The 21626-nt window shown below is 73.7% G+C and carries 26 protein-coding genes; 13 read left to right on the forward strand and 13 right to left on the reverse strand.

Features of this window, described 5'->3' with window-relative positions; all coding sequences use genetic code 11:
• Positions 1-39: 39 nt before the first annotated feature.
• The 6 genes from ACR9E3_RS17525 to ACR9E3_RS17550 are packed head-to-tail and all read right to left on the reverse strand — an operon-like array spanning position 40 to position 5686.
• Entirely contained in the window at positions 40-1521 is a 1482-nt protein-coding gene (locus tag ACR9E3_RS17525; RefSeq protein ID WP_460381701.1) for an AMP-binding protein, read from the reverse strand.
• A 15-nt stretch (positions 1522-1536) separates the two neighbouring features.
• Positions 1537-2298 (reverse strand): SDR family NAD(P)-dependent oxidoreductase, encoded by a 762-nt coding sequence (locus ACR9E3_RS17530; protein ID WP_460381703.1) that lies wholly within the window; start codon positions 2296-2298, stop codon positions 1537-1539.
• Entirely contained in the window at positions 2295-2939 is a 645-nt protein-coding gene (locus tag ACR9E3_RS17535) for a TetR/AcrR family transcriptional regulator (protein ID WP_460381705.1), read from the reverse strand. Before ACR9E3_RS17535 ends, ACR9E3_RS17530 begins: the two co-directional genes overlap by 4 nt.
• Positions 2940-2949: 10 nt before the next feature.
• Positions 2950-4194, reverse strand: coding sequence for a cytochrome P450 (locus ACR9E3_RS17540; protein ID WP_460381707.1), 1245 nt, complete (start codon positions 4192-4194; stop codon positions 2950-2952).
• Positions 4191-5318 (reverse strand): thiolase family protein, encoded by a 1128-nt coding sequence (locus tag ACR9E3_RS17545; RefSeq protein ID WP_460381709.1) that lies wholly within the window; start codon positions 5316-5318, stop codon positions 4191-4193. Before ACR9E3_RS17545 ends, ACR9E3_RS17540 begins: the two co-directional genes overlap by 4 nt.
• Positions 5315-5686 (reverse strand): Zn-ribbon domain-containing OB-fold protein, encoded by a 372-nt coding sequence (locus ACR9E3_RS17550; RefSeq protein ID WP_460381711.1) that lies wholly within the window; start codon positions 5684-5686, stop codon positions 5315-5317. Before ACR9E3_RS17550 ends, ACR9E3_RS17545 begins: the two co-directional genes overlap by 4 nt.
• Positions 5687-5922: 236 nt before the next feature.
• Between ACR9E3_RS17550 and ACR9E3_RS17555 the strand changes: the two genes are divergently transcribed.
• The 6 genes from ACR9E3_RS17555 to ACR9E3_RS17580 all read left to right on the forward strand — a co-directional run bounded on the left by ACR9E3_RS17555 (position 5923) and on the right by ACR9E3_RS17580 (position 10970).
• A complete protein-coding gene (locus tag ACR9E3_RS17555) occupies positions 5923-7032 on the forward strand; it encodes an LLM class flavin-dependent oxidoreductase (RefSeq protein WP_460381713.1) in 1110 nt (369 codons plus the stop codon).
• On the forward strand, positions 7032-7805 hold the full coding sequence (locus tag ACR9E3_RS17560) for an SDR family NAD(P)-dependent oxidoreductase (RefSeq protein ID WP_285659262.1): 774 nt from the start codon (positions 7032-7034) through the stop codon (positions 7803-7805). Before ACR9E3_RS17555 ends, ACR9E3_RS17560 begins: the two co-directional genes overlap by 1 nt.
• Positions 7806-7926: 121 nt before the next feature.
• Positions 7927-8739 (forward strand): SDR family NAD(P)-dependent oxidoreductase, encoded by an 813-nt coding sequence (locus tag ACR9E3_RS17565; RefSeq protein ID WP_460381715.1) that lies wholly within the window; start codon positions 7927-7929, stop codon positions 8737-8739.
• The gene (locus ACR9E3_RS17570; protein WP_460381717.1) at positions 8736-10115 is read left to right on the forward strand and encodes a phenylacetate--CoA ligase family protein; all 1380 of its coding nucleotides are present in this window, start codon (positions 8736-8738) and stop codon (positions 10113-10115) included. Before ACR9E3_RS17565 ends, ACR9E3_RS17570 begins: the two co-directional genes overlap by 4 nt.
• A 19-nt stretch (positions 10116-10134) precedes the next feature.
• Entirely contained in the window at positions 10135-10449 is a 315-nt protein-coding gene (locus ACR9E3_RS17575; protein WP_460381719.1) for a hypothetical protein, read from the forward strand.
• Positions 10446-10970: a flavin reductase family protein gene (locus ACR9E3_RS17580; protein WP_460381721.1), complete on the forward strand. Its 525-nt coding sequence runs from the start codon at positions 10446-10448 to the stop codon at positions 10968-10970. The genes ACR9E3_RS17575 and ACR9E3_RS17580 overlap by 4 nt, the downstream gene beginning before the upstream one ends.
• Here ACR9E3_RS17580 and ACR9E3_RS17585 read toward each other — a convergent pair whose 3' ends face one another.
• On the reverse strand, positions 10971-11396 hold the full coding sequence (locus ACR9E3_RS17585) for a DUF3237 domain-containing protein (protein WP_460381723.1): 426 nt from the start codon (positions 11394-11396) through the stop codon (positions 10971-10973). It lies immediately after the preceding gene.
• Between the two features lie 64 nt (positions 11397-11460).
• Between ACR9E3_RS17585 and ACR9E3_RS17590 the strand changes: the two genes are divergently transcribed.
• Genes ACR9E3_RS17590 through ACR9E3_RS17600 form a run of 3 tightly spaced genes read left to right on the forward strand, consistent with a single transcriptional unit; the run spans position 11461 to position 13555 of the window.
• Positions 11461-12027, forward strand: a complete 567-nt coding sequence (locus ACR9E3_RS17590) for a VOC family protein (protein ID WP_285659268.1) — start codon at positions 11461-11463, stop codon at positions 12025-12027.
• Positions 12024-12416 carry a nuclear transport factor 2 family protein gene (locus ACR9E3_RS17595; RefSeq protein ID WP_460381725.1) on the forward strand — a complete coding sequence of 131 codons (393 nt, stop codon included), beginning with the start codon at positions 12024-12026 and terminating at the stop codon, positions 12414-12416. The genes ACR9E3_RS17590 and ACR9E3_RS17595 overlap by 4 nt, the downstream gene beginning before the upstream one ends.
• Positions 12417-12427: 11 nt before the next feature.
• Complete coding sequence (locus tag ACR9E3_RS17600; protein ID WP_460381727.1) at positions 12428-13555, forward strand: alpha/beta hydrolase family protein; 1128 nt, start codon at positions 12428-12430, stop codon at positions 13553-13555.
• A gap of 22 nt (positions 13556-13577) precedes the next feature.
• Here ACR9E3_RS17600 and ACR9E3_RS17605 read toward each other — a convergent pair whose 3' ends face one another.
• The 5 genes from ACR9E3_RS17605 to ACR9E3_RS17625 all read right to left on the reverse strand — a co-directional run bounded on the left by ACR9E3_RS17605 (position 13578) and on the right by ACR9E3_RS17625 (position 18380).
• Positions 13578-14444, reverse strand: coding sequence for a lipase family alpha/beta hydrolase (locus tag ACR9E3_RS17605; protein ID WP_460381729.1), 867 nt, complete (start codon positions 14442-14444; stop codon positions 13578-13580).
• Positions 14445-14541: 97 nt separating this feature from the next.
• Positions 14542-14796 carry a hypothetical protein gene (locus ACR9E3_RS17610; RefSeq protein WP_460381731.1) on the reverse strand — a complete coding sequence of 85 codons (255 nt, stop codon included), beginning with the start codon at positions 14794-14796 and terminating at the stop codon, positions 14542-14544.
• Between the two features lie 43 nt (positions 14797-14839).
• Positions 14840-16759 (reverse strand): LuxR C-terminal-related transcriptional regulator, encoded by a 1920-nt coding sequence (locus ACR9E3_RS17615; protein WP_460381733.1) that lies wholly within the window; start codon positions 16757-16759, stop codon positions 14840-14842.
• A gap of 169 nt (positions 16760-16928) precedes the next feature.
• Positions 16929-17321, reverse strand: coding sequence for an STAS domain-containing protein (locus ACR9E3_RS17620; protein ID WP_460381735.1), 393 nt, complete (start codon positions 17319-17321; stop codon positions 16929-16931).
• A 423-nt stretch (positions 17322-17744) separates the two neighbouring features.
• The gene (locus ACR9E3_RS17625) at positions 17745-18380 is read right to left on the reverse strand and encodes a TetR family transcriptional regulator (RefSeq protein WP_460381737.1); all 636 of its coding nucleotides are present in this window, start codon (positions 18378-18380) and stop codon (positions 17745-17747) included.
• 52 nt (positions 18381-18432) lie between these two features.
• Between ACR9E3_RS17625 and ACR9E3_RS17630 the strand changes: the two genes are divergently transcribed.
• Both ACR9E3_RS17630 and ACR9E3_RS17635 read left to right on the forward strand, forming a co-directional pair.
• Positions 18433-18846, forward strand: coding sequence for a YybH family protein (locus ACR9E3_RS17630; RefSeq protein ID WP_460381738.1), 414 nt, complete (start codon positions 18433-18435; stop codon positions 18844-18846).
• A 118-nt stretch (positions 18847-18964) separates the two neighbouring features.
• Positions 18965-19744: a methyltransferase domain-containing protein gene (locus ACR9E3_RS17635; RefSeq protein ID WP_460381740.1), complete on the forward strand. Its 780-nt coding sequence runs from the start codon at positions 18965-18967 to the stop codon at positions 19742-19744.
• A 26-nt stretch (positions 19745-19770) separates the two neighbouring features.
• Here the strand turns inward: ACR9E3_RS17635 and ACR9E3_RS17640 are convergent, their stop codons facing one another.
• On the reverse strand, positions 19771-20211 hold the full coding sequence (locus ACR9E3_RS17640) for a hypothetical protein (protein ID WP_460381742.1): 441 nt from the start codon (positions 20209-20211) through the stop codon (positions 19771-19773).
• A 61-nt stretch (positions 20212-20272) separates the two neighbouring features.
• Between ACR9E3_RS17640 and ACR9E3_RS17645 the strand changes: the two genes are divergently transcribed.
• Both ACR9E3_RS17645 and ACR9E3_RS17650 read left to right on the forward strand, forming a co-directional pair.
• Positions 20273-20350 (forward strand): putative leader peptide, encoded by a 78-nt coding sequence (locus ACR9E3_RS17645; RefSeq protein WP_352232075.1) that lies wholly within the window; start codon positions 20273-20275, stop codon positions 20348-20350.
• Positions 20351-20443: 93 nt separating this feature from the next.
• Positions 20444-21625, forward strand: a complete 1182-nt coding sequence (locus ACR9E3_RS17650) for an acyl-CoA dehydrogenase family protein (protein WP_460381744.1) — start codon at positions 20444-20446, stop codon at positions 21623-21625.
• Position 21626: the final 1 nt, after the last annotated feature.

Genomic DNA, 21626 nt, shown 5'->3' on the forward strand with positions numbered 1-21626 from the left:
ACGGCCGTGCTCGTCCCCGTCGGGTGAGCAGGTGGCGGGTCAGCCGATCGACCGCTCCCGCCCGGCCCAGTGCGGCGCCCGCAGTGCCTTCTTGTCGACCTTCCCGAACGGCGTGACCGGGAGGTCGTCGACGAGCTCGGCGGACTTGGGGCGGGCGTAGGCCGCGAGCCGGTCCCGGGACCAGGCGAGGAGCTCGTCGACGTCGACCGCACCCACGATCACCGCGTGCACGGCCTCGCCCCAGTCGTCGTGCGGCACGCCGATGACGGCGACCTGGGAGACCGCGGGGTGGCCCGCGAGCACGTTCTCGACCTCACTGCAGTAGACGTTCATCCCGCCGCTGATCACCATGTCCGCCCGCCGGTCCCGCAGGTGCAGGTAGCCGAGCTCGTCGAGGAACCCGACGTCGCCGGTCCGGATCCAGCCGCCCGGGAGGAACTTCTCCGCGGTCGCCGACGGGTCGTCCAGATAGCCCTCGAGGACGTACGGGGAGCGCAGGCAGACCTCGCCGGTCGCTGCGGTCGGGATCGGCTCGCCGTGGTCGTCGACGATCGCCACGTCGGCCATGATCGACGCGCGTCCGCACGAGTCGAGCAGCTCGGGACGGGCCGGGTCGTGGTCGTCCTTGGCCAGCCGGGTGCCCCAGTTCGGGCACTCGGTCTGGCCGAAGAGCTGGACGAACACCGGCCCGAACACCTCGAGGGCGCGGGCGAGCCGGCCGGGCGTGATCGGCGCCGCGCCGTAGACGACCGTCCGCAGCCCGAACGGCTCCGGCGTGTCCAGGGTGTCGAGCAGCCGGTAGAGCATCGTCGGGACGAGGAAGGTCCACGTGATGCCGCGGTCGCGCAGGGCCGCGAGCACCCGGTCGGCGTCGAAGCCGGGCTCGATGACGCTCGTGGCGCCCCGCAGCAGGGCGGACTGGGCGAACAGGCCGGCGGCGTGGGCGAGCGGCGTGGTCAACAGCAGGCGGTCGTCCTGCACGATCTCGGCCTCGAGCATCTGCGCGTACTGGAGGGCGACGGCGGACGCCTGGGTGTGCACGACGCCCTTCGGGCGCCCGGTCGTCCCGCCCGTGAAGTAGATCGCCGCCCGCGCGTCGGGGCCGATCGCCGGGGGAGGGGGCGCGGCGATGTCCGAGGGGCCCGCGAGGTCGCCGACGAGGATCACCGCGACGTCCGGGAGCTCCACGCCGAGCGCCGGGTCGACGACCACCACGCGCGCCCGGGTCTTCGCGACGATGTAGCGCACCGTGTCCGCCGGCAGCAGCGGGTTGATCGGCACCTTCACCGCGCCGAGGCGCGCCACCGCCACGTCGACGACGACGAACTCGACGCCGTTGCCGAGGTGGAGCGCCACCGGGTCGCCGGGCCCGACGCCGCGAGACAGCAGCTGGCCGGCCACGGCCGCCGACCAGCGATCGAGATCCTCGAAGGTCCAGCTCCGCCCGCCCGACTCGACGGCGGTCCGGTCGCGACAGCGGTCGAACGCCGCCGTGAACTCGGCGCCCAGCGTTGTCCGCACGAAGCCTCCCTGAGATCAGTGCATCGTCATGCCGCCGTCGACGGTCAGCGTGCTCCCCGTGATGTAGGACCCGGCGCCGGACGCGAGCAGCAACAGCGGGCCGTCGAGCTCGTCGAGGCGGCCGACGCGGCCCAGGGGCGTGGCCGCGTGGACGCTCGCGGCGCCGCGCTCGTGCGCCAGCAGCGGCGCCGTCATCTCGGACGCGAAGAACCCCGGGGCCAGCGCGTTGACGCGGATGCCGTGGCGGGCCCACTGGCGCGCGAGGTCGCGGGTCATCCCGAGCAGCCCGGCCTTCGAGGCCGAGTAGGCGGCCTGGGGGACGTCGGTCGTGGCGAGGGCCAGCGCCGAGGAGATGTTGACGATCGAGCCGCCGTTCTCAGCGGCGATCATCGCCCGGCCCGCCGCGGCGGCCACCTGGTAGGCCGCGAGGAGGTTGACCTCGAGGAGGCGGGCCGCCCGCGCGGGATCGTCGCGCTCGCTGCGGCCCCCGTAGCCGGTGCCGGCGTTGTTGACCAGGACGTGCACGCCGCCGAGCCCGTCCACCGCGGCGTCGACGAGGGCGTCGCACTGCGCGGGCTCGGTGACGTCGGTGGGCACGGCGAGGCAGCGCCGGCCCTCGGCCTCCACCGCCGCCGCGACGGCCGAGAGCATGTCGGCCCGCCGGGCGGCCACGACGACGTCCGCGCCCGCGCGGGCGAGGACCGCGGCGAAGTGGGCGCCGAGCCCGGACGACGCCCCGGTGACGACGGCGACCCGGCCGTCGAGGCGGAAGGTCACGACGTCGACCCGGCGACCAGCGGATCCGGCAGCGCGCCCAGCATGGCGCGCATGCTGCCCCCGGCCGCGAGGCCGCCCAGGGCCAGCGCGAACAGCTGGTCCGCGAGGCGGATGTCCGCCTCCTCGCCGTGCGGCGTGAACCAGTGCTGCATCCAGTCGATCATGCCGACGATCGCGCGCGCGACGATCCGCGGCTCGGCGGCCAAGGAGAACTCGCCGCACGCGGCGCCCTCGGCCACGAGGGCCTCGACCGCCTCCATGTACCGGGCGTCCATCCGCCGGAACTCCGCGAACCGGGCCGACTGCTCGAGGCGCCCCAGGTGCTCGAGGTAGACGAACGCGGCCGGGTAGTACTCGCTGAAGATCCGCACCTGCATGCGCACCAGCTCGCGGAGCCGGACCGCGACGCCGCTGCCGGTGTCGGCGAGCAGGCGCTCCAGCTCGTCGAGCAGGGCCCGGGCGGGCTGCTCGACCACCGCGAGGAGCAGGTCCTCCTTGCTGTCGACGTAGTTGTAGACGCTGCCCTTGAGGATCCCGACCCGGGTGGCGATGCCCTCGAGGGTCGCGTTCTCGTACCCGTGCTCGCGGAACTCCTGGCCGGCGGCCTGCAGGATCTCCGGCCAGCGGCTGGGACGGGGCATGGGGAACTCCTCAGGGGGCCGTGAACCGTGCCGGGAAGCGTTGCATGCCGCGCGAGAGCAGCACGGGATGCCACGACAGCGGCTCGTCGGTGAGTCGGAGCCCGGGCAGCCGGGTGAAGGCGCGCGGGATCGCGATCGACGCCTCGAGCCGGGCCAGCGGCGCGCCCAGGCAGAAGTGCATGCCGAGCCCGAAGCCGAGCTGACCGGACTTCTCGCGGGTGATGTCGAACGCGTCGGGATCCGCGAACACCTCCGGGTCGCGGTTCGCCGACGACGGGCAGAGGAACACCCGCTCGCCGCGGCGCAGCAGGCGCCCGCGCAGCTCCACGTCGTCGCCCATCACGCGCGCGACCGTCTTCGCCGGGCCGTCGAAGCGCAGGGCCTCCTCGACGGCCCCGGCCACGAGGTCCGGTCGCGCGTCGAGGAGCCGGCGCTGCGCGGGGTGCCGCAGCAACGCCAGGAGCCCGCTGCCGATGAGGTTCGTCGTCGTCTCGTGGCCCGCGAACAGCAGCAGGACCCCGGTCGCGATGACCTCGTCGTGACTCAGCGCGTCCCGGTCGTCGCGGGCACTGATCATGGCCGAGATCAGGTCGTCGGCCGGGTCGCGCTCGTGCGCGCGGACCAGGTCGGCCAGGTAGGCGGTCAGGTCGGCCATCCCCTCGGCGCCGACCGCGTGCCGCGTGGCGTCGCCCATGCCACCGAAGACCAGCCCGGTGATCTGGTCCGACCAGTCCTTGAACTGCTCGCGGTCCTCGCGGGGCACACCGAGCATGTCGGCGATCACCGAGGCGGTCAGGGGGTAGGCGTAGTCGCCGATGAGGTCGACGTCGCCGGTCCCGCGCCCGACGATCCCGTCCAGCAGCTCCGCGGCGATCTCCTCGACCGTGGCGGTCATCCGCGTGACCGCGCGCGGGGTGAAGGCGCGGCTGAGCAGGCGGCGCAGGCGCTTGTGGTCGGGCTGGTCCTTGAACACCATCCAGCCCTCGAGGACCCCGAACGCGGCCCGCACCCCCGGGTCGGCGTCGGGGCCGTCGAGCTTGGCGCGGCGGTAGGGCGTGATGCGGTCGGAGGAGAAGCGCTCGTCGCGCAGGGCGGCGGCGACGTCGTCGTACCGCGTGACGAACCACGAGCGGTACTTCGCGCTCCAGTGCACGGGGTCGTGCTCACGCAGGGCGGCGAGCAGCGGGTACGGGTCGGCGACGGCCTCGGCGCCGAGCAGGTCGGCGCGCTCGAGGTCGAGCGGTGAGACGGTCACCGGGCCTCCAGCACCGTCACGACGCAGGCGTTCCCGTCGAGCACCGAGACCCCGCCGCCCATCGTCTCCACGAGCCCGAGGCGGGCGCCCTCGACCTGCCGGGCCCCGCACCGACCGCGCAGCTGCCAGGTGATCTCCGCGAGCTGCGCGAGCCCGGTGGCCCCCAGCGGGTGGCCGCGAGAGAGCAGCCCGCCCGACGGGTTGACCGGGTGCGCGCCGCCGAGCGCGGTGACGCCACCGGCCGCGGCCTTCCCGCCGTCGCCCGGCGGCACGAGGCCGAGGGCCTCGGTGGTGACGATCTCGCCGATCGTGAAGGCGTCGTGGACCTCGACGACGTCGACGTCGGTCACGGCGTCGAGGCCGGCGGCGGCCAGGGCGTCGCGGGTGGTGTCGGCGACGACGTCGTGGCCCCAGACGTGGGGGGAGCGGTGGTTCCAGGGGGCGCCGCTGCGCAGGGCCGCACCGCGCACCACGACCTCGCCCGGATCGCCCGACGACGGGGTGAGCACCGCGGCCGCGGCCCCGTCCGAGGTGGGGCAGCACTGGAGCAGGGTCAGCGGGTCGGCGATCATCCGCGAGGCCAGCACCTCGTCGACGGTGTAGCGCCCGGAGTACTGCGCGCGCGGGTTGTGCACGGCGTGCGCGTGGTTCTTCACCGACACCGCGGCGAGCTGCTCGGGCGTCGCGGCGCCGGTGTGCAGGTACCGGGCAGCGCTCATCGCGTACATCGCCGGCATGGCGAGCCCGGCACGTCCCTCGGGGTCGGTGGTCTCGGGGGTGATCGCGCCGGAGAAGGCCGTGCTCATCTGCTCCAGGCCGAGCGCCAGCACGCGCCCGTAGCGCCCGGTGCGGACGGCCTCGTGCGCCTCGACGAACGCCGTCGTGCCGCTGGCGCAGGCGTTCTCGACGGTCAGGACCGGGATGCCGGTGATGCCCATGGCCCGCAGCACGCGCTGGGCGACCCCGGCGGGGGCGAACACCGTGCCGACCCAGACGGCGTCGACGCCGTCGGTCCCGGCGTCGGCGAACGCCTCGCTCACCGCGTCCCACGCCAGCCCCACCAGGTCGCGATCGGGCTGGCGCCCGAAGTGCGAGGTGCCGACGCCGGCCACCGCGACGCTCACCGGGCCACCTCCACCTGCAGGTCGCCGTCCTCCGAGGCGCCGACCAGCCACGCCGGCCCACCGATCGGGGCCGGCTCGTCCCCGGCGACGTGCGCGAGCACCCGCGGCCCGTCGTCCAGGTCGACGTAGGCCAGCGCGTACGGCGGGGTGTGGCCGGGGACGGCGATCCGCACCACGGTGCTGCTCCAGACGGTGCCGCGCGGGCCGAACTGCGCGGGCTCGACCTCGGCGCCGCACGCCGGGCACCGCGGCCAGGCGTAGGCCACCGGCTCGGCGCAGGCACGACAGCGTCGTCCCACGACGACCCAGTCGCCGTCGGCCGTGCGGTGGATCTCCGGGCGCGGATCGGCGCCCGTCGGAGAGGACATGAGCACTCCTGCGTCTCGGCTGGCGGCCATGTAAGCAAACGGATGGTCGGTTAACAACCATCGGCGCAGGAGGTTTGGCCGGGATCAACGCGGTCTGGCTGGCTAGTCGTTACCGCCCTTGACACTGCTGGTGAGCCGGACCACAGTGAGCGCAACGCCGATGGCAAACAACAGTTTGCCAACGCCGAGCCCCTCGCCCACCGTGCGCGCTCGAGTCGAGCAGGAGGAACCGATCGATGAAGTTCGGCTTTTTCACGATGCCGGAGCACCCGCCGCAGGAGAACTGGACGCTGTCCTACGACCGCGACATCGCTGCGGTGGTCGAGGCCGAGCGGCTCGGGTTCCACGAGTTCTGGATCGGTGAGCACCACACCGGCGGCTTCGAGAACGTCCCGGTGCCCGAGTTCATGATCGCCAAGGCGTCGGCGCTGACGCACACGATCCGGCTCGGCACGGGCGTGGTGAACCTGCCGTACCAGGACCCCTTCATGGTCGCCGAGCGCCTCGCCTTCCTCGACCACCTCACCCACGGCCGGCTCGAGTACGGCTTCGGCGGGGGCGGGCTGCCCACCGACAAGGCGTTGTTCGGGCTGGAGCCCTCCGAGGCCTCGCCGCGCACCAACGAGGCGCTGGAGATCATCTGGCAGCTGCTGACCTCCGAGGACCCGGTCAGCTACGAGGGCGTGTACTGGAAGTACGAGGACCGCCAGCTGCAGGTCGGCCCGTACCAGGACGTCCCGCCGTTCGCGATCGCCGGCCTGACCGGCACCCACAACTACGCGAAGTGCGGCGAGAAGGGCTGGAAGCCGCTGTCGGTGCACTTCGCGCCGACCGACAACGGCACCTACATGGACGCCCCGGACCTCAAGGCGATGGGCGCCGCGATGCTGGAGGCGGGCAACCGCGCGGGCATCGCCGAGTCCGTGACCCGCGAGAACTGGCGGATCGTGCGCGAGGTCTACGTCACCGACGACAAGGACCAGGCACTGCGCGACATCCGCGAGGGCGTCAAGCGCTCCTACGACTACCTGTTCGGCCTCGGCCTCGGCGCCCTGATGAAGATCGGCGACGGGATGACCGACGCCGACCTCACGCTCGACTGGATGGTCGAGAACATCCCGTGGATCGTCGGCAGCCCCGAGGACTGCACCCGCCAGCTCAAGGAGCTGGAGGAGGAGACCGGCGGCTTCGGCACGCTGCTGATCAACTGCCGGGACTGGGTCACCACGGACAAGTGGAACCGCTCCCTGGAGATGTTCGCCCGCTACGTCATGCCGCAGTTCCAGGCGAACCAGCGCATGGCCCGCCGCCAGAAGATGGCCAACGTCGCGCTCGGCATCGCCTGATGGCGCCCGGGATCACCCGCCTCGAGGGGCGCGTCGCGGTCATCACCGGCGGGGTGCAGGGGATCGGCCGCGCGGTCGCGCTCCGCTGTGCCGCCGAGGGCGCCACCGTGATCATCGGCGACCTGCAGGACGACGACTCCACCGCCAAGCAGATCGTCGCCGACGGCGGGCAGGCCACCCACATCGTCATGGACACCCGGCAGCGTGACGACTGGAAGCGCCTCATGGACGAGGCGATCGGTGGTCACGGCCGGCTCGACATGCTCGGGAACATCGCCGGGGTCACCAACACGTTCGGCCCGGACAACGTCGTCGACCTCGACGACATCGGCTGGGACCACGTCGTGGGCACCGACCTGCGCGGGGTCTGGCTGGGCATGCAGGCCGCCATCCCGCGCATGCTCGAGCACGGGGGCGGGAGCATCGTCAACATCGGCTCGATGGCCGCGCTCAAGGGCCTGGAGAACCTCGCGGCCTACTCGGCGGCCAAGGGCGGGGTCGTGAGCCTGACCCAGCAGGCGGCGATGGAGTACGGCCCGCGGGGCGTGCGCATCAACTGCATCTGCCCGGGCACGATCGACACCCCGATCCTCGCCGGCATCACCGAGGGCATGCGCAAGAACTTCGAGGCCGCGCACATCATCCCGCGCCTCGGCACGCCCGAGGACATCGCCGCGGCGGCGGCCTTCCTGTTCTCCGACGACGCCGCGTTCTGCACCGGGGAGATCCTCCCGGTCGACGGCGGCTGGAACACCAAGGGCAGCGCCGGGTAGGACGGCGCCGGCTGACCAGCCGGTGCAGCGCGGGACCGGTGCCCCCCCCGGCGCCGGTCCCGCGCGACCTCCTGCCCGTCCTCCTTTCCGTCCTCCTGTCCGACCGAGCGAAGGAGTCAGCGTGGACCTGTCCGGACAGACCGCCCTGGTCACGGGCGCCGGCAGCGGCATCGGCAAGGGCATCGCCCGGGCCCTGCTCGACGGCGGCGCGAACGTGGTCGGGCTCGAGATCGAACCGGCCAACATCAAGACGGCGGGCGAGGAGCTCGCCGGCGGCGACCGCCTCGCCTGGTCCGAGGGCTCCGTCGCCGTCGCCGCCGACGTGGAGGCCGCGTTCGACCTCGCCGAGAGCCGCTTCGGCACGGTCGACCACCTGGTCAACAACGCCGGTACCGCGTCGCTGGCCCTGATCGTCGACACCGCCGAGGACGACTGGGACCTCATCGTCGACACCTGCCTCAAGGGCACCTTCCTGTGCACCCGGGCGTTCGGCCGGCGGGCCCTCGCCGCGGGACAGGGCGGCACCGTCGTCAACATCTCGTCGCTCAACGCCATCGCCGCCACCGACGGCCTCGGGCACTACTGCGCGGCCAAGGCCGGCGTCATGAACTTCACGAAGGTCGCCGCCGGCGAGCTCGGGCGCCACGGCATCCGGGTCAACGCGATCGGTCCCGGCACCGTCAACACGCCGCTGGGGGCCGGCTTCACCGTCGGGCAGATCGGCCAGGAGTTCCTGGACCGCACCCTGGTCGGCCCGCCACGGCACCAGGAGCCGGAGGACATCGCCGACGTCGCGCTGTTCCTGATGTCCCCGACCGCCGGTCGGATCACCGGCCACTTCATCCCGGTCGACGGCGGCCAGCACGTCCGGGGACTGCACTCCTACTGGGACGTCGCCGAGGAGCAGGGCCTCGTCGCGCGGCCGGGACAGTGACCACCGAGGCGCAGGAGCTGGCGGCCCCGGACGCCCGCGGGTTCCCCCGGTTCTGGGACGCCGAGCGCGAGACACGCGATCCGGCCGAGCGCGACCGGATCGTCCTCGAGCGCATGCAGCACCAGCTGCACTACGCGTACAGCGAGCTCCCGTTCTACCGGCGCCACTACGACGCCCACGGGTTCCACCCCGACCAGGTGCGCTCGGTGGAGGACTTCACCACCAGGGTCCCGGTGATCACCAAGAAGATGCTGATCGCCGACCAGCGTGAGCACCCGCCGTTCGGCAGCTACACGCCGCCGTTCGCGCCGGGGCAGATCGCGCGCATCCACGGGTCGTCGGGCACGTCGGGGACGCCGACGATGTACGCGGTCTCGAAGGCCGACTGGCAGCGCGCCGCCGACGTGCACGCCATGGCGCAGTGGTGTGCCGGCATCCGGCCCGACGACCTCGTGCAGGTCGGTTTCCCGTTCGGGCTGTTCTTCGGCGGCTGGGGCGTCGTCCAGGGCGCGGAGCGCATCGGGGCCACCGTGTTCCCCCTCGGCGTCACCGACTCCGAGCGCCACCTCGAGCTGATCACCACGCTCGGCTCGACGGTCTTCAGCGCCACGCCGTCGTACTGCATCCACCTGCTCTCGGTCGCCGAGCGCCTCGGCCTCGACCTGGCCGCGAGCACCGTGCGGCGCATCCTCGTGGGCGGCGAGCCCGGCGGCAGCCTCCCCGGCACCCGCAAGATCATCGAGGAGGGCTGGGGCGCGATCGCCAGCGACGCCGGCTCCACCTCGGAGATGTACCCGTTCCAGACCAGCGTCGGCTGCGAGGCCGGCACCGGCACCCACCTCATCACCGACGAGGTGTTCACCGAGGTCGTCGCGGCCGACGACCTCAACGCCCCGATCCCCGTCGGCGACCGCGGCGCCGTCGTCTACACGCACCTCTGGCGCGGGTCGCAGCCCATGATCCGGTTCGCTCCCGGCGACGAGACGTACCTCGCGACGGACCCCTGCCCCTGCGGACGCACCTACCCGCGCCTGCCGGAGGGGATCCTCGGCCGCCTCGACGACATGCTCGTGATCCGCGGCGCGAACGTGTTCCCCAGCGCCGTCGAGACCGGCCTGCGCACGATCCCGGAGCTCGGACCCGAGTTCCGCATCCGGGTGAGCAAGGTCGGCGCCCTCGACGAGATGACGGTCGAGGCCGAGCTGACGCCGCGGGCCGCAGGCGAGGCCCCGCGCGAGGAGCTCGTGCGCCGCGTCGAGGACGCCCTGCGGCGCAGCGTCAGCATCCGGGTGCCGGTGACGCTGCTCGAGCCCGGCTCCCTGCCCGAGACCACGTTCAAGGCCCGCCGGGTCGTGGACGAACGACCGCGGGCCTGACCCGCAGAGAGGCCGATCCGTGATCGTCTCGCTGTCCGCCACCTCGGCCGACGTGGTCGAGGCCGACGACTGCACCCGCCTCCACGTCGCGACCTCCCTGGCCGCCGGCACCGTCGACGTCGCCCTGCGGGCGTCGGGGATCGGGCGTCTCGACCCCGGCGGGGAGGCCCTCCTCGACCTGGAGACCCTGCGGGCACGCGCCCGCGCCGACGCCCGGGAGCCCGGCTGGGACGAGAAGTGGTCGACGATGATCGACTACGCGCGGACCAAGGGCTGGGTCACCGACGCCGACGCCGCCGTCCGGGCCCACGTCGAGTACGGGGCGACCGCGTGACCGCGACGGTGACGATGACGCCGGCGCCGGAGAAGGTCCGGGTCCCGCTGGCCGGGGACGACCTGCGCCGGGTCTACGGCCGGTTCCCCACCGGTGTCGTCGCGGTGTGCGCCGAGGTGGACGGTGCGCCCGTCGGTCTCGCGGTGAGCACCTTCGTCCCGGTCTCGCTCGACCCGCCGCTGGTCAGCGTCTGCGTGCGGGCCGAGTCGACCACCTGGCCGGTGCTGCGACGGGCACCCCGGCTCGGCGTCAGCGTGCTCGGGTCGCACCACGAGGGCGTCGCCCGCGCCCTGGCCGGGCCCGCCGAGCACCGCTTCCGCGACGTCGCGACCGAGGTGCGCGACGGCACCGCGCTGTTCGTCACCGAGGCGCCGCTGGCGCTCACCGTGAACGTCGTCGACGACGTCGTCGCCGGGGACCACCTCATCGTCGTCTGTCGGGTGAACGAGGTCCGCGTGGATGACGGCCACGGCCCGCTGGTGTTCCACCGCAGCGCGCTCCACCCGTGGACGGGCGCCTGATCAGGAGGGCGGGACGACCTCGCTGAGGTCGTAGACGAGGTCGAAGCCGACGCGGCGGCCGAGGCCGACGGCCTGCACGGTGTTGAGCCAGGCGTAGCGCGGGTCGGCGGTCTCGAAGGTCGGCGCGACGACGAGGTCGACCGGGACGCCGTCGGCGAGCCGGGCGCGCCCGCCGTAGCGCATGAAGATCACGGCGTCGTCGTCGGTGCGGAAGGCCATGCGCGCGTCGACGTGGCACGTGCCGTCCGGGGCGACGGTCATCCAGTCGTGCCCGGCGTGGCCCTGCTGGCGCGCGCGGACGCGCTCGCCGTCCCAGACGCACTCGCCGACCTCGCCGAGGACGCGGCGCCCGGCGGGCAGACCGTCCTCGACGAGCCGCTCGCGCACGGTGATGGTCAGGGTGCCCAGGGGGCGGCTCTCGAGCACGGTGGCTCTCCCGTCACGCAGAGAAGGGTTCCGACACCCGGAATGTGTCCCTAGTCTCGGTGAGATGGGTAGTGCCAACAGCGAGTTCGACTTCCAGGGCATCCACCACCTCGCGCTCGTGTGCTCCGACATGGCGCGCACGGTCGAGTTCTACAGCGGCGTGCTGGGCATGCCGCTGGTCAAGACGATCGAGCTGCCGGGCGGGCGGGGCCAGCACTTCTTCTTCGACTGCGGCGGCGGGGACTGCCTGGCGTTCTTCTGGTTCCCGCACGCGCCCGACGCGGTGCCGGGCATCTCGGCGCCGGCGGGACGTCCGGGCGAGGTCGACCTGGCCAACGCCGTCGGCGCGATGAACCACGTGTCGTTCACGGTGCCGGAGGCCAAGTTCCTCGAGTACTACGAGAAGCTGCAGGCCAAGGGCGTCGACTGCACGCCGATCCTGGACCACGACGACAGCCCGCGCGGGGTCGCCGAGTCGTTCCACGAGGGCGTGTTCGTCCGGTCGTTCTACTTCACCGACCCCGACGGGGCGCTGCTGGAGTTCGCCTGCTGGACGCGCACGTTCGGGCCCGGCGACGTCGCGCACGTGCCGCGCACGGCCGCCGAGCGCGTCGTGCCGGCGTCCCTGTGAGCACTCCGGCCGAGGACGTCGTCGACCGCTTCTTCGCCGCGCTCGAGGACGGGGACTTCGCGACGGTGGAGGCGCTCTACCACCCGGACGCCGTCATGTGGCTCAACGACGGCACCGAGCGGGGCGTGGCCGGCACGCTCACCGTGCTGCGGGGCCTGCACGCCGTGGTGGACGGCTTCCGCTACGAGGTCGCGCGCCGCCACGTCGTCGACGGCGGTGTCGTGCAGCAGCACGCACTGTGCGGGCGACTGCCCGACGGCACCGAGGTCCGCATGCCCGCGGCGATGTACCTGGAGATCGCCGACGGGCGGGTGCGCCGCATCGAGGAGTACCTGGACTCCGCCCACGCCGCGCCGATCCGGGCGGCGCGGGGCGCGCGAGCGTCGTGACCCGTGGTGCCGTGACGAGCGCCGTCCCGGCCGGCGTCGAGCGGGACTTCGTCTCCGCCGTCTCGCCGCTGGCCCCGCGGGCGGGCGCCGGCGGTCATCCCTGCCAGGGGCTCTACCACCACCCGACGGGGACCCGTCCGCGCGTGGCCGTCGTCGCCGCGCACTACGACGTGGACTTCGCCGAGCACTACCTCGCGCCCTACCTGGCGGCCCGCGGCTACGGGTTCCTGGGGTGGAACACCCGCTTCCGCGGCAACGGCATGCACTTCCTGCTCGACCACGCGGTCGCCGAGATCGGGGTCGGCGTCCGCTGGCTGCGCGAGGAGGCCGGCGTGGAGCAGGTCGTGCTGCTGGGCAACTCCGGTGGGGGCTCGCTGATGGCGGCCTACCAGGCCCAGGCCGTCGCCGGCACCGTCACGGCGTCCTCGCTCGCGGCGGCGGACGCGATCGCCGACCTGCCGCCGGGAGACCTGTTCGTCTCCCTGGCCGCGCACACCGGGCGTCCCGAGGTCCTCACGGCGTGGATGGACGCCTCGGTGATCGACGAGACCGACCCGGCCGCCTGCGACCCGTCGCTCGATCCCTACGACCCCGCCCACGGCCCGCCGTTCGACGAGGAGTTCGTGGCGCGCTACCGGCAGGCCCAGCGCGCCCGCAACCACCGTGTCACGGCGTGGGTCAAGGCCGAGCTGGGCCGGCTGACGTCCACGCGCGCCGACGACCGTCTCTTCACGCTGTACCGCACCTGGGCGGACCTCCGCATGATCGACCCGTCGATCGAGCCCTCGGAGCGGCGGCCCACGTGGTGCTACCGGGGCGACCCGCAGGCCGCGAACTACGGCGTCCACGGGATCGCGATGGTCTCGACGCTGCGGTCGTGGCTGTCGATGTGGAGTCTCGAGACCTCCGAGTGCCAGGCGGCGCGGCACCTCCCGCACGTCACCGTGCCGTCGCTGGTGATCCAGGCCCGGGGCGACACCGGCGTCTTCCCCGGCGACGCCCGCGCGATGCTCGAGGGCCTCGGCGCCGACGACCGGCGGGTCGTCTCCCTGACCGGCGACCACTACTTCCTGAGCCCTTCCGGCGCCCGCGACGAGGTCGCCGACGTGATCGCGGAGTGGCTCGGCGCCCGCCGCTGAGCGGGCCTCACTCGGTCGGGCCTCACTCGGTCCCGACCAGCACCGGCCAGCCGACGCCCTCGGCCTGGAGGATCTCGCAGTCGGCGGTCGTCGGCTGCGGGAGCGGACGGGTCCCGAGGCCCCGCAGGACGAGACCGATCACCAGCCGGGAGCCCGGCAGCGACGAGTGCGGCGTGCTCGCCGAGGGGCAGATCGACTGCACGCGGATCGCGGTGATGCCGGGCAGCACCGCGGAGTCGGGGGGATCGACGACCTCGTCGGCGTCGGTCCACACCGACAGCCACGGGATCGGCGGGCGCGGGGTGGCGGCGAGCCCGGTGAGCAGGGCGCTCCCCGGCACGAGCTGGTGGCACGCCTCCCGGCAGGACTCGGGCGTCAGCGCCGTGGCCGCCGCGGCGATCGACGTCCCGCGCAGGGGCGACCCGAGGGTGACGAGCCGGCGCACGGCCGGGGCCGTCCGCCCCGTCTGCAGGTACTGCCACGCAGCCACGCCGCCCGCCGAGTAGCCGACGAGGTCGACCGTCGACGCCCCGTGGCGCAGCAGGGCGCGCACGGCGTCGTCGATCGCGGCGGCCTGACCGCGCAGGTCGCCGGTGCCGTCCGCCGGCATCGTCATGACGCGGCTCGGCCGCCCGACGACCCGCAGTCGGGCGGCCAACCCCTCCAGCACGCCGCGGGGGCTCCCGTGGCCGGGGATCAGCAGGACGGTGCCCTTGTCGGACGGATCCGCGGTCGGCGGCACGCCCCACTCGCGCGCCACGGCGTGGGCGACGACGCCGGTGGTGGCCAGCAGGACGGCCGTGAGCACGACGAGGAACAGCCGCCGGCGGGGGGAGCGGTCGGAGAACGGCGCCCAGCAGGGCCAGCCGGTGCTCGGCGGTCGGCGCATAGGGACTCCCGCGCCGCGCGGTCCTCCGACGGGCCCACCCGCCGCCCGCTGCGCGGCCCGGTCCGAGTATCCGCCGACCGGGGCGCCGGCACGAGCCCTACCGCGGACGCGGCCAGAGCACCGGTCCCACCGCGGGCCGCTTGAACTGCGAGACAGAGTCGGGGGTCGATCCCGTCAGCACGTGCGACGCGAGGTGCGGGATCAGCGTGTCGGCGTCGGTCGTGAACTGACGGCCGAACGTCGCGTAGGCCGAGAGCTCGCGGTGGATCAGCTCGCCGACAGGTCCGGGATACCGGAGCAGGGCCTGGTCCGCGGCTTCCCGGTAGTCGAGGGCCTGCTCGGTCGATGCCATGCGCCGAGGCTAGGAAGACGGCGCACCCGCCGGCATCGGGCGATCACCCCATCCCGAGCAGCCCGTGCTCGGCGGCGTACCGCGCCGCCTGCGCGCGGGTGTGCACGTCGAGCTTGGTGAAGATGTTCTCGACGTGACGACCCGCGGTCTTCTCGCTGATGACGAGCCGCGCACCGATGGCGCGGTTGGAGAGCCCGTCGGCGATGAGGGCGAGCACCTCCCGCTCGCGGCCGGAGAGGACGGACCCGCTCACCGGGACCGTCTCGGTGTCGACCAGTCCGGCCAGCCAGCCGTCCACACTGCCGGGCCCGAAGTCCAGCCAGACCGGCTGGTGGGCCGCTCCGTCGACCTCGACCGCGGGACCGGCCGGGGCGAACCCGAGCGGGAGGAAGATCGGTCCGAGCTGCGCCAGGTCCACGACCACCGAGTACAGGCGACGCAGGCGTGGGCGCCACTGCATGTAGGTGCGTTTGACGTCGAGCCAGCACGCCGAGACGGGCGCGGAGCGCAGCTCGCCCGTCTCCCGGCCGAGCCAGCGCCGCATCAGCAGGACGCGCTCGCCGGCCCCGGGCGGGTCCGCGGCCAGGTGCTCGAGCCAGCGCCGGGAGACGGGGTCGGCCTCGAGCAGCGCGGGGTCGAGGGAGCCGATCTCGGCGATCTGGACGAACGCGGCGACGCCCCCGTCGGGGTCGCGGGCGACCGCGAACGTCTCGGGGTGTGCCGCCCACCACCGGCCCAGGACGTCGGCGAGGGGCGCCGGCTCGTGTCGCGCGGCGATCTCGGCGATCGCCGTGCCGTCGTCGGCGCGTGCCGGCTCCACCACGTGGGTCGGTCGGGCGCTGGGGAAACAGGCGTCGCGGACGACCGGGTTGTCGATCAGGAACATCAGGTCCGCGGTCCGCTGCCACAGGTCGTCGCCCGGAGCCGGCGGCCGGTCGGCGAGGAATCGGGCGGCGCGGCGTCGGTGGTGGCGGCGCAGCTCGGGGTCACGGAGCGCGAGCTCATGACCGACGGTGTCGCGGACGACGTCGTGGAGCACGAGCCCGTCCGGCGCACTCTCCACGAAGGGCAACGCGCGCAGGCACTCGTAGGCGGTGCGCGCGCGGTCGCCCAGCATCGCCGCGAGGAGCGGCTCGGTGATCCGTCGCGTCGTCGCCGCGGCCTCCAGAGCGGTCGTCGCGTCGAGCGAGAGCGTCTCGACGAACGTGGTGAGCAGACCCTCCGGGACGGGACCGCCTGCCGTCGCCGGCGACGCCGCCGCGTCCGACCCGTGGCGTGTCGCCGCCGCCGCGAGCTCGAGCGCCAGGGGATGACCCCGGGCGTAGTCGTTCACCCGGCGTGCGTCCGCCTCGCCGAGCCCGCGCGACCGCAGCAGCTCGTGGGCCTCGCCGACCGACAGCGGACCGAGTCGCAGTTCCGCCACGCCGCCCGCCCAGCCCGGCGTGGTGTGCCACGCGTGCGCCGGCCGGTCGCGCCCGACGAGGACGGTGATCACCGAGTCCGGCAGGGCCGGCAGAAGGGTGTTCCGCAACCAGGCGTCCGCGAGCCCGAGGACCTCGTAGGTGTCGATCGCCACCACGTGACGGCGCGCGACGGCGAGGGCGGCGGCGATGCGGGCGATGGCGCCAGGCTGGGCCGGAGAGTCGGCGGGAGAGCCGGCGGGGGAGGGGTCGACCAGGCCGAGCCCCCGCGCGAGCGCTCTGCAGACGCCGTACGGGGTCGGCTCGAGGTCGCGGCCGTCGAGGACGGTGACGGCGATGTCGTCGGGGAGGTCCGCCAGCGCGGCGCGCAGGAGCCGTGTCTTGCCGATCCCGCCCGGGCCGTGGACGAGGGTGACCAGCGGGGCCTCGCCGCCCTCGGGGCGCCCCGCGAGGACGTCCCCGAGCGCGGCCAGCTCGGTGCAGCGTCCGACGAAGCTCTGCGTCGCCTTCTCCGCGATCCGATTCCCGATCGTGCGCGTCATCGCGTCACCCCCACGGCGGTTCGACCTGGACGCATCGTGCCGCATCGTCACAGTTCGTCGACCGTTCGACGCCCGATCAGCGCAGTCGGTATGCCTCTTTCGGCACAGTACGTCGGACCGTGACCGCGGCGAGCGCACGGAGGCCCGGGGCCGAGGAGCGTCGGCGACGCTAGCGGGTGCCCTCCGATCGACGGCTCTCGGTCCGGGCGGCGGAGTCGTCGTGCAGGACGTCCTCGCACCGGACGAGGCTCGCGACCCGGCACACCTGCCGGGACGGACGCACGACGCGGACGGTCGCGCCGTGCCGGTGGGCGAGCTGACGCAGCTCGATGAGCGCGGTGATCCCCTTCGCCGAGCAGAAGCTCACCCCGGCGAGATCCAGGACCAGGACGTGCCGCCCGCCGGCCAGCTCGTCGCCGGCCGCCTCGAGCAGCGACGACGCGACCGCGAGGTCGACATCGCCCACGACCTCGAGCACGACGGAGTCCGGCGAACGCCACGGGGAGCGGACGGGGCGCTCGTCGGCGGGATCGCGGGGACGCGGCACCCGACCGTCAGACATCGTCGCTCCCTCGCGCGCCGGCGGGCGGGTCGTGCGGGCGGCAGCACCTGACGTGGGCGTCCGGCTCGCCTGCGGAGAGCGGCATCAGGGCTCCTACGTCGGCTCGAGGTGCACGACGCACGTGGGCTCGATCAACGGCCTCGTCGAGGCGCCGCAGCGGTAGGCCGCGTTGGCGAGCACCGAGCACGCGCATCCCGCGGCGCGGGCCGCGGGGCTCCCCGGCAGCAACGGTGCCGCGGCGGGGGCGGGTGTCGACGTGCAGGACGCCGGCGCCGGCGGGCGTCCGGGCGGTGCTCCGGGTTCCGTCGAAGGTTCCGTCGAGCTCATCGCCCACCGAGTGTTCGGCATCTCCGCGCGGCGCGGGGGGCTCGTGAGGGAACTAATTGTCGGATCCCGGGCGTCCTCGGCGCCGCCCGACCGGCATCATCCCGTCAGCATCGTGATCCACAGCCGGCCGAGCCACGCGGCGTAGCGCTCGTCCGACCAGCCGCCGCGGACGGCGAGGTGACGCCACAGCGATCCGTCGGTGGTGGCGAACAGGACGTCGCGGCACTCGTCCTCGCCGACGGTCAGGCGTCCGGTGGCGGCGGCCGCCCGGGCATGGACTCCCATCGACCCGTGGCGCGCCCCGTCGATCTCGGCGAGCAGCGAGGCCGCGGCCGGGTCGGTGCCGGCCGCGCCCTCGATCGCGAACCGGAGCGCGGCCGTGCGGCGCATGATCGTCGTGTTGACGCGGGCGAACCGCGAGAGTCGCGCGACGAGATCGGGCTCGTCGAACAGGGCCTGCATCTCGGGCCGTGCGAGGAGGTGCACGTCGTCCTCGTCGCCACCCACCGCGAGGTCCCAGGCGCGGTGGAGCAGCGTCGGCTTGTTGCGGAAGCTCGCGTAGATCGTCTCGGTGGAGACCGCGGCGGCTGCGGCGATCTGCGCGACGGTCGTGGCGCCGTAGCCGTTCTCGACGAACAGCGCGGTGGCCGCCGTCAGGACCTGGCGGCGGTTCTCCCGCGCCTGCTGCTGGCGGCGCGACGAGTCATAGCGCCTCTTGACGCCGTCGGTCATCCGATACATCCTCACTGTATTCGATACAGTCGTACTGCAGTGGAGGTGGGCCATGCTAACCGAGGTCAGCGAGTTCCTGGACGCGATGCTGCCGCGGCAGCTGGCCGCCGAGCGTGCGCTGTGCGGCGGAGACGCCGGACCGCGCGCGAAGACGTGGTCGCACTGCGACCCGGTCACCCTCTTCGGCGCCACGCGCCCGGTGATGCGCGGCTGGGACGAGGTGGAGGCGACCTCGCGATGGCTCGCCGGCCGCTTCACGGGCCTGCGGGACTACGACCTGGAGCTGATCGCCGCCGGCGCGAGCGGCGACCTCGCCTACACCGCCGGACTCGAGCACAAGACCGTCCTCGTCGAGGGGCGGCAGGTGACCTACACGCTGCGCGTCACGCACGTCTACCGGCGCGAGGACGGCGAGTGGAAGATCGTCCACCGGCACGGCGACCACCTCGACGAGGCCCGGTCGTGACCGGAGGCCCCGGGCCGGGTCGGGCGGAGCGGCGCTCGCGGCACGCTGAGCCCGGACGGTGAGTGCCCCACGGGGCGGAACGTCCGTAGTGTCGCTCTCCTGCTGGGAGGAGCGCGTCATGGCGATGCTGGGGTTCGGCGACGAGGGGGCCCGGCGCATCCAGCGCGTGTACGCCACGCCCGACGTCGTCGGTCAGCGCGAACGGGTCCTGGAGCTGCTCCGCCCGCTCCCCGGCGAGCACGTGCTGGATGTCGGGTCGGGCCCCGGATATCTGGCGCGCTCGATCGCCGACGCCGTCGGCCCGGAGGGGACGGTCCGCGGCCTCGACCCGAGCGCGGCGATGAACGCCGTCGCCGAGGCGCACTGTGCCAAGCTCCCGCACGTGACCATCGAGGAGGGCGGCGCCGAGAAGCTGCCCTACCCGGACAACTCGTTCGACGCGGTCGTGTCGACCCAGGTCTACGAATACGTCGCCGACATGCCCGGCGCCCTGGCCGAGGTCCGTCGGGTCCTGCGCCCCGGGGGCCGCTTCGTCGTCCTGGACACCGACTGGGACTCCCTCGTGTGGCACGCCGCCGACCGGGATCTGCACCGGCGGGTCATGACGGCCTGGGAGGAGCACCTGGTCGACCCGCGCCTGCCCCGCGTGCTGCCGGGGTTGCTCGAACGGACGGTGTTCGAGGTCGTCGACCGCCAGCTGATCCCGCTGTTCAACCCCGTCTATGACGAGAACACCTACAGCGTCCTGACCATCGAGGTGATCGGCGACTTCGTGACCGGCCGGCAGGGAGTCACCGCCGAGGACGTCGACCGCTGGAGTGCCGACCTGCGCTCCCGCGGCACCGATTATCTGTTCACCCTCAACCGCTACTGCTTCGTGGCGCTCGCGCCGGGCTGACCTACCGCCGACCGGCCTGAAGCCGGTTACTGGCTGGTATCGCTCGCCTGGCGGTCGATACCAGCCAGTAACCGCGCCGGGACGGCGACGGGTGGGGCGCCGTCGCCGCGCCACGCCCACCGCAGCGTCGCCCGGACCCCGTCGCACCAGCCGGGCCGGGAGGCCAGGTCGGGTGTGAACGCGTCCGGCCGCTGCGCGGCCTCCCACTCCGCCTCGATGAGATCGGGGCGGGCGGGCCAGCCGCGCAACGTCACCGGCGACCGTGCCTGGCCGCCGCACAGCGCCGTGCGCATCGGCAGCGCGGCCATCCACCGGCACGTCTGGACGACGGCGTCGGCGTACCCGTCGCCGGTGTCGGTCGCCTCGGCCCGGTCCACCGCCTGCCGCCAGACGGCCACGAAGGCGTCGCGCGGCACGCCGAGGTTCCGCGGCGGGATGCGCACGGCATCGGCGTCCGTCGGCTTCACGGGTCCAGCGTGACATCGCTGACGGGGTCCGCCGAGGGCTCGCCGGGTTAGGGTCCTTCCCGTGTCCGCTCCGACGCTGCTGACGACGCGGGGTCACATCGACCTCGCCCGCGTGGCGTCCGCGCTCTGTCGCGGCTGAGTCGATCGATCCGTCTCCCTGCCGATCCCTCAGCCGTGCCTCCCGGGCCGCGCCGGCCGTTGCCGCGCGCCGCGGGAGCGGAAGGACACACCCATGACCACCACCGACGACCAGCTCGACGAGATCTTCAGCCCCGTCTTCGCGCGGATCGCCGACGGCGCGGTCCAGCGCGAGCAGGACCGGACGCTCGCCCGTGACGAGGTCGCCGCCCTCAACGAGGTGCGGTTCGGGGCCCTGCGCGTCCCGATCGGGTTCGGGGGCTACGGCGCCTCGGTGCGGCAGCTGTTCCGCCAGCTCGTCCTGCTCGCCGCCGCGGAGTCGAACCTGCCGCAGGCGCTGCGCGTCCACTGGTGGTTCGTCGAGGAGCAGCTGCTCGCCGCGCCCGGGCCGGAGCGGGAGCGCTGGCTGCGCGCCGCGGCCGACGGCGGGCTCGTCGGCAACGCGATCTCGGAGCCGGGCGTCGGCGCGATCGACCGGTACAGCACCACGCTGACGTCGAACGGGGAGGGCCTGCGCCTCGACGGCACCAAGTACTACAGCACCGGCAGCCTCTACTCGGACCACATCGTCGTGGCCGCCGACCGGGACGGCGAGCGGGTCGCGGTGCTCGTCGACGCGGACGCCGACGGCGTGACCCAGCACGACGACTGGGACGGCTTCGGCCAGCGCACCACCGCCAGCGGCACCACGGAGTTCACCGATGTCGCCGTCGCCGGCGACCGGGTGCTCGGCCCCGGGTACGGAACGCCGGGCCGGACCTACGGGACCGCCTACCTGCAGCTGGTGCAGCTCTCGGTACTGGCCGGGATCGCGCAGCGGGCCACCGACGACGTCGCCGGCTGGGTCCGCGACCGCACCCGGACCTTCACGCACGCCGCCGCGGATCTCCCGCGCCACGACCCGCTCGTGCAGCAGGTGATCGGCCGGCTGTCGGCCACGGCGTACGCGGCGCGCACGCTGGTCCTCGACATCGCCGACCAGCTCGACCACGTCCTCGCCACCGACAGCGAGGACGCCGACCTGCTCGACCGCGTCGAGCTCGACGTGGCGCGTGCGCAGGCCGTGGTGATCCCGTCGGTGCTCGACGCGACGACGCAGCTGTTCGAGGTCGGCGGCGCGTCGATCACCTCGGAGAAGCTGCGGCTGGATCGCCACTGGCGCAACGCCCGCACGGTCTCGGTGCACAACCCGCTGATCTACAAGCTGCAGACCGTCGGGGACCACGTGCTCAACGGCTCCGACCTGCCCTACGCCTGGAGCGCCGGGCGGCGCTGAC

This window comes from Actinomycetospora sp. C-140 (genome assembly GCF_054796175.1).

Excerpts from the sequence above, each read along its gene's own strand:
- ACR9E3_RS17535 (WP_460381705.1), bottom strand. The coding sequence starts at position 2,939 with ATGCCCCGTCCCAGCCGCTGGCCGGAGATCCTGCAGGCCGCCGGCCAG.
- ACR9E3_RS17550 (WP_460381711.1), bottom strand. The coding sequence starts at position 5,686 with ATGTCCTCTCCGACGGGCGCCGATCCGCGCCCGGAGATCCACCGCACG.
- ACR9E3_RS17555 (WP_460381713.1), top strand. The coding sequence starts at position 5,923 with ATGAAGTTCGGCTTTTTCACGATGCCGGAGCACCCGCCGCAGGAGAAC.
- ACR9E3_RS17560 (WP_285659262.1), top strand. The coding sequence starts at position 7,032 with ATGGCGCCCGGGATCACCCGCCTCGAGGGGCGCGTCGCGGTCATCACC.
- ACR9E3_RS17590 (WP_285659268.1), top strand. The coding sequence starts at position 11,461 with ATGGGTAGTGCCAACAGCGAGTTCGACTTCCAGGGCATCCACCACCTC.
- ACR9E3_RS17605 (WP_460381729.1), bottom strand. The coding sequence starts at position 14,444 with ATGCGCCGACCGCCGAGCACCGGCTGGCCCTGCTGGGCGCCGTTCTCC.
- ACR9E3_RS17610 (WP_460381731.1), bottom strand. The coding sequence starts at position 14,796 with ATGGCATCGACCGAGCAGGCCCTCGACTACCGGGAAGCCGCGGACCAG.
- ACR9E3_RS17615 (WP_460381733.1), bottom strand. The coding sequence starts at position 16,759 with ATGACGCGCACGATCGGGAATCGGATCGCGGAGAAGGCGACGCAGAGC.
- ACR9E3_RS17620 (WP_460381735.1), bottom strand. The coding sequence starts at position 17,321 with ATGTCTGACGGTCGGGTGCCGCGTCCCCGCGATCCCGCCGACGAGCGC.
- ACR9E3_RS17625 (WP_460381737.1), bottom strand. The coding sequence starts at position 18,380 with ATGACCGACGGCGTCAAGAGGCGCTATGACTCGTCGCGCCGCCAGCAG.
- ACR9E3_RS17630 (WP_460381738.1), top strand. The coding sequence starts at position 18,433 with ATGCTAACCGAGGTCAGCGAGTTCCTGGACGCGATGCTGCCGCGGCAG.
- ACR9E3_RS17635 (WP_460381740.1), top strand. The coding sequence starts at position 18,965 with ATGGCGATGCTGGGGTTCGGCGACGAGGGGGCCCGGCGCATCCAGCGC.
- ACR9E3_RS17650 (WP_460381744.1), top strand. The coding sequence starts at position 20,444 with ATGACCACCACCGACGACCAGCTCGACGAGATCTTCAGCCCCGTCTTC.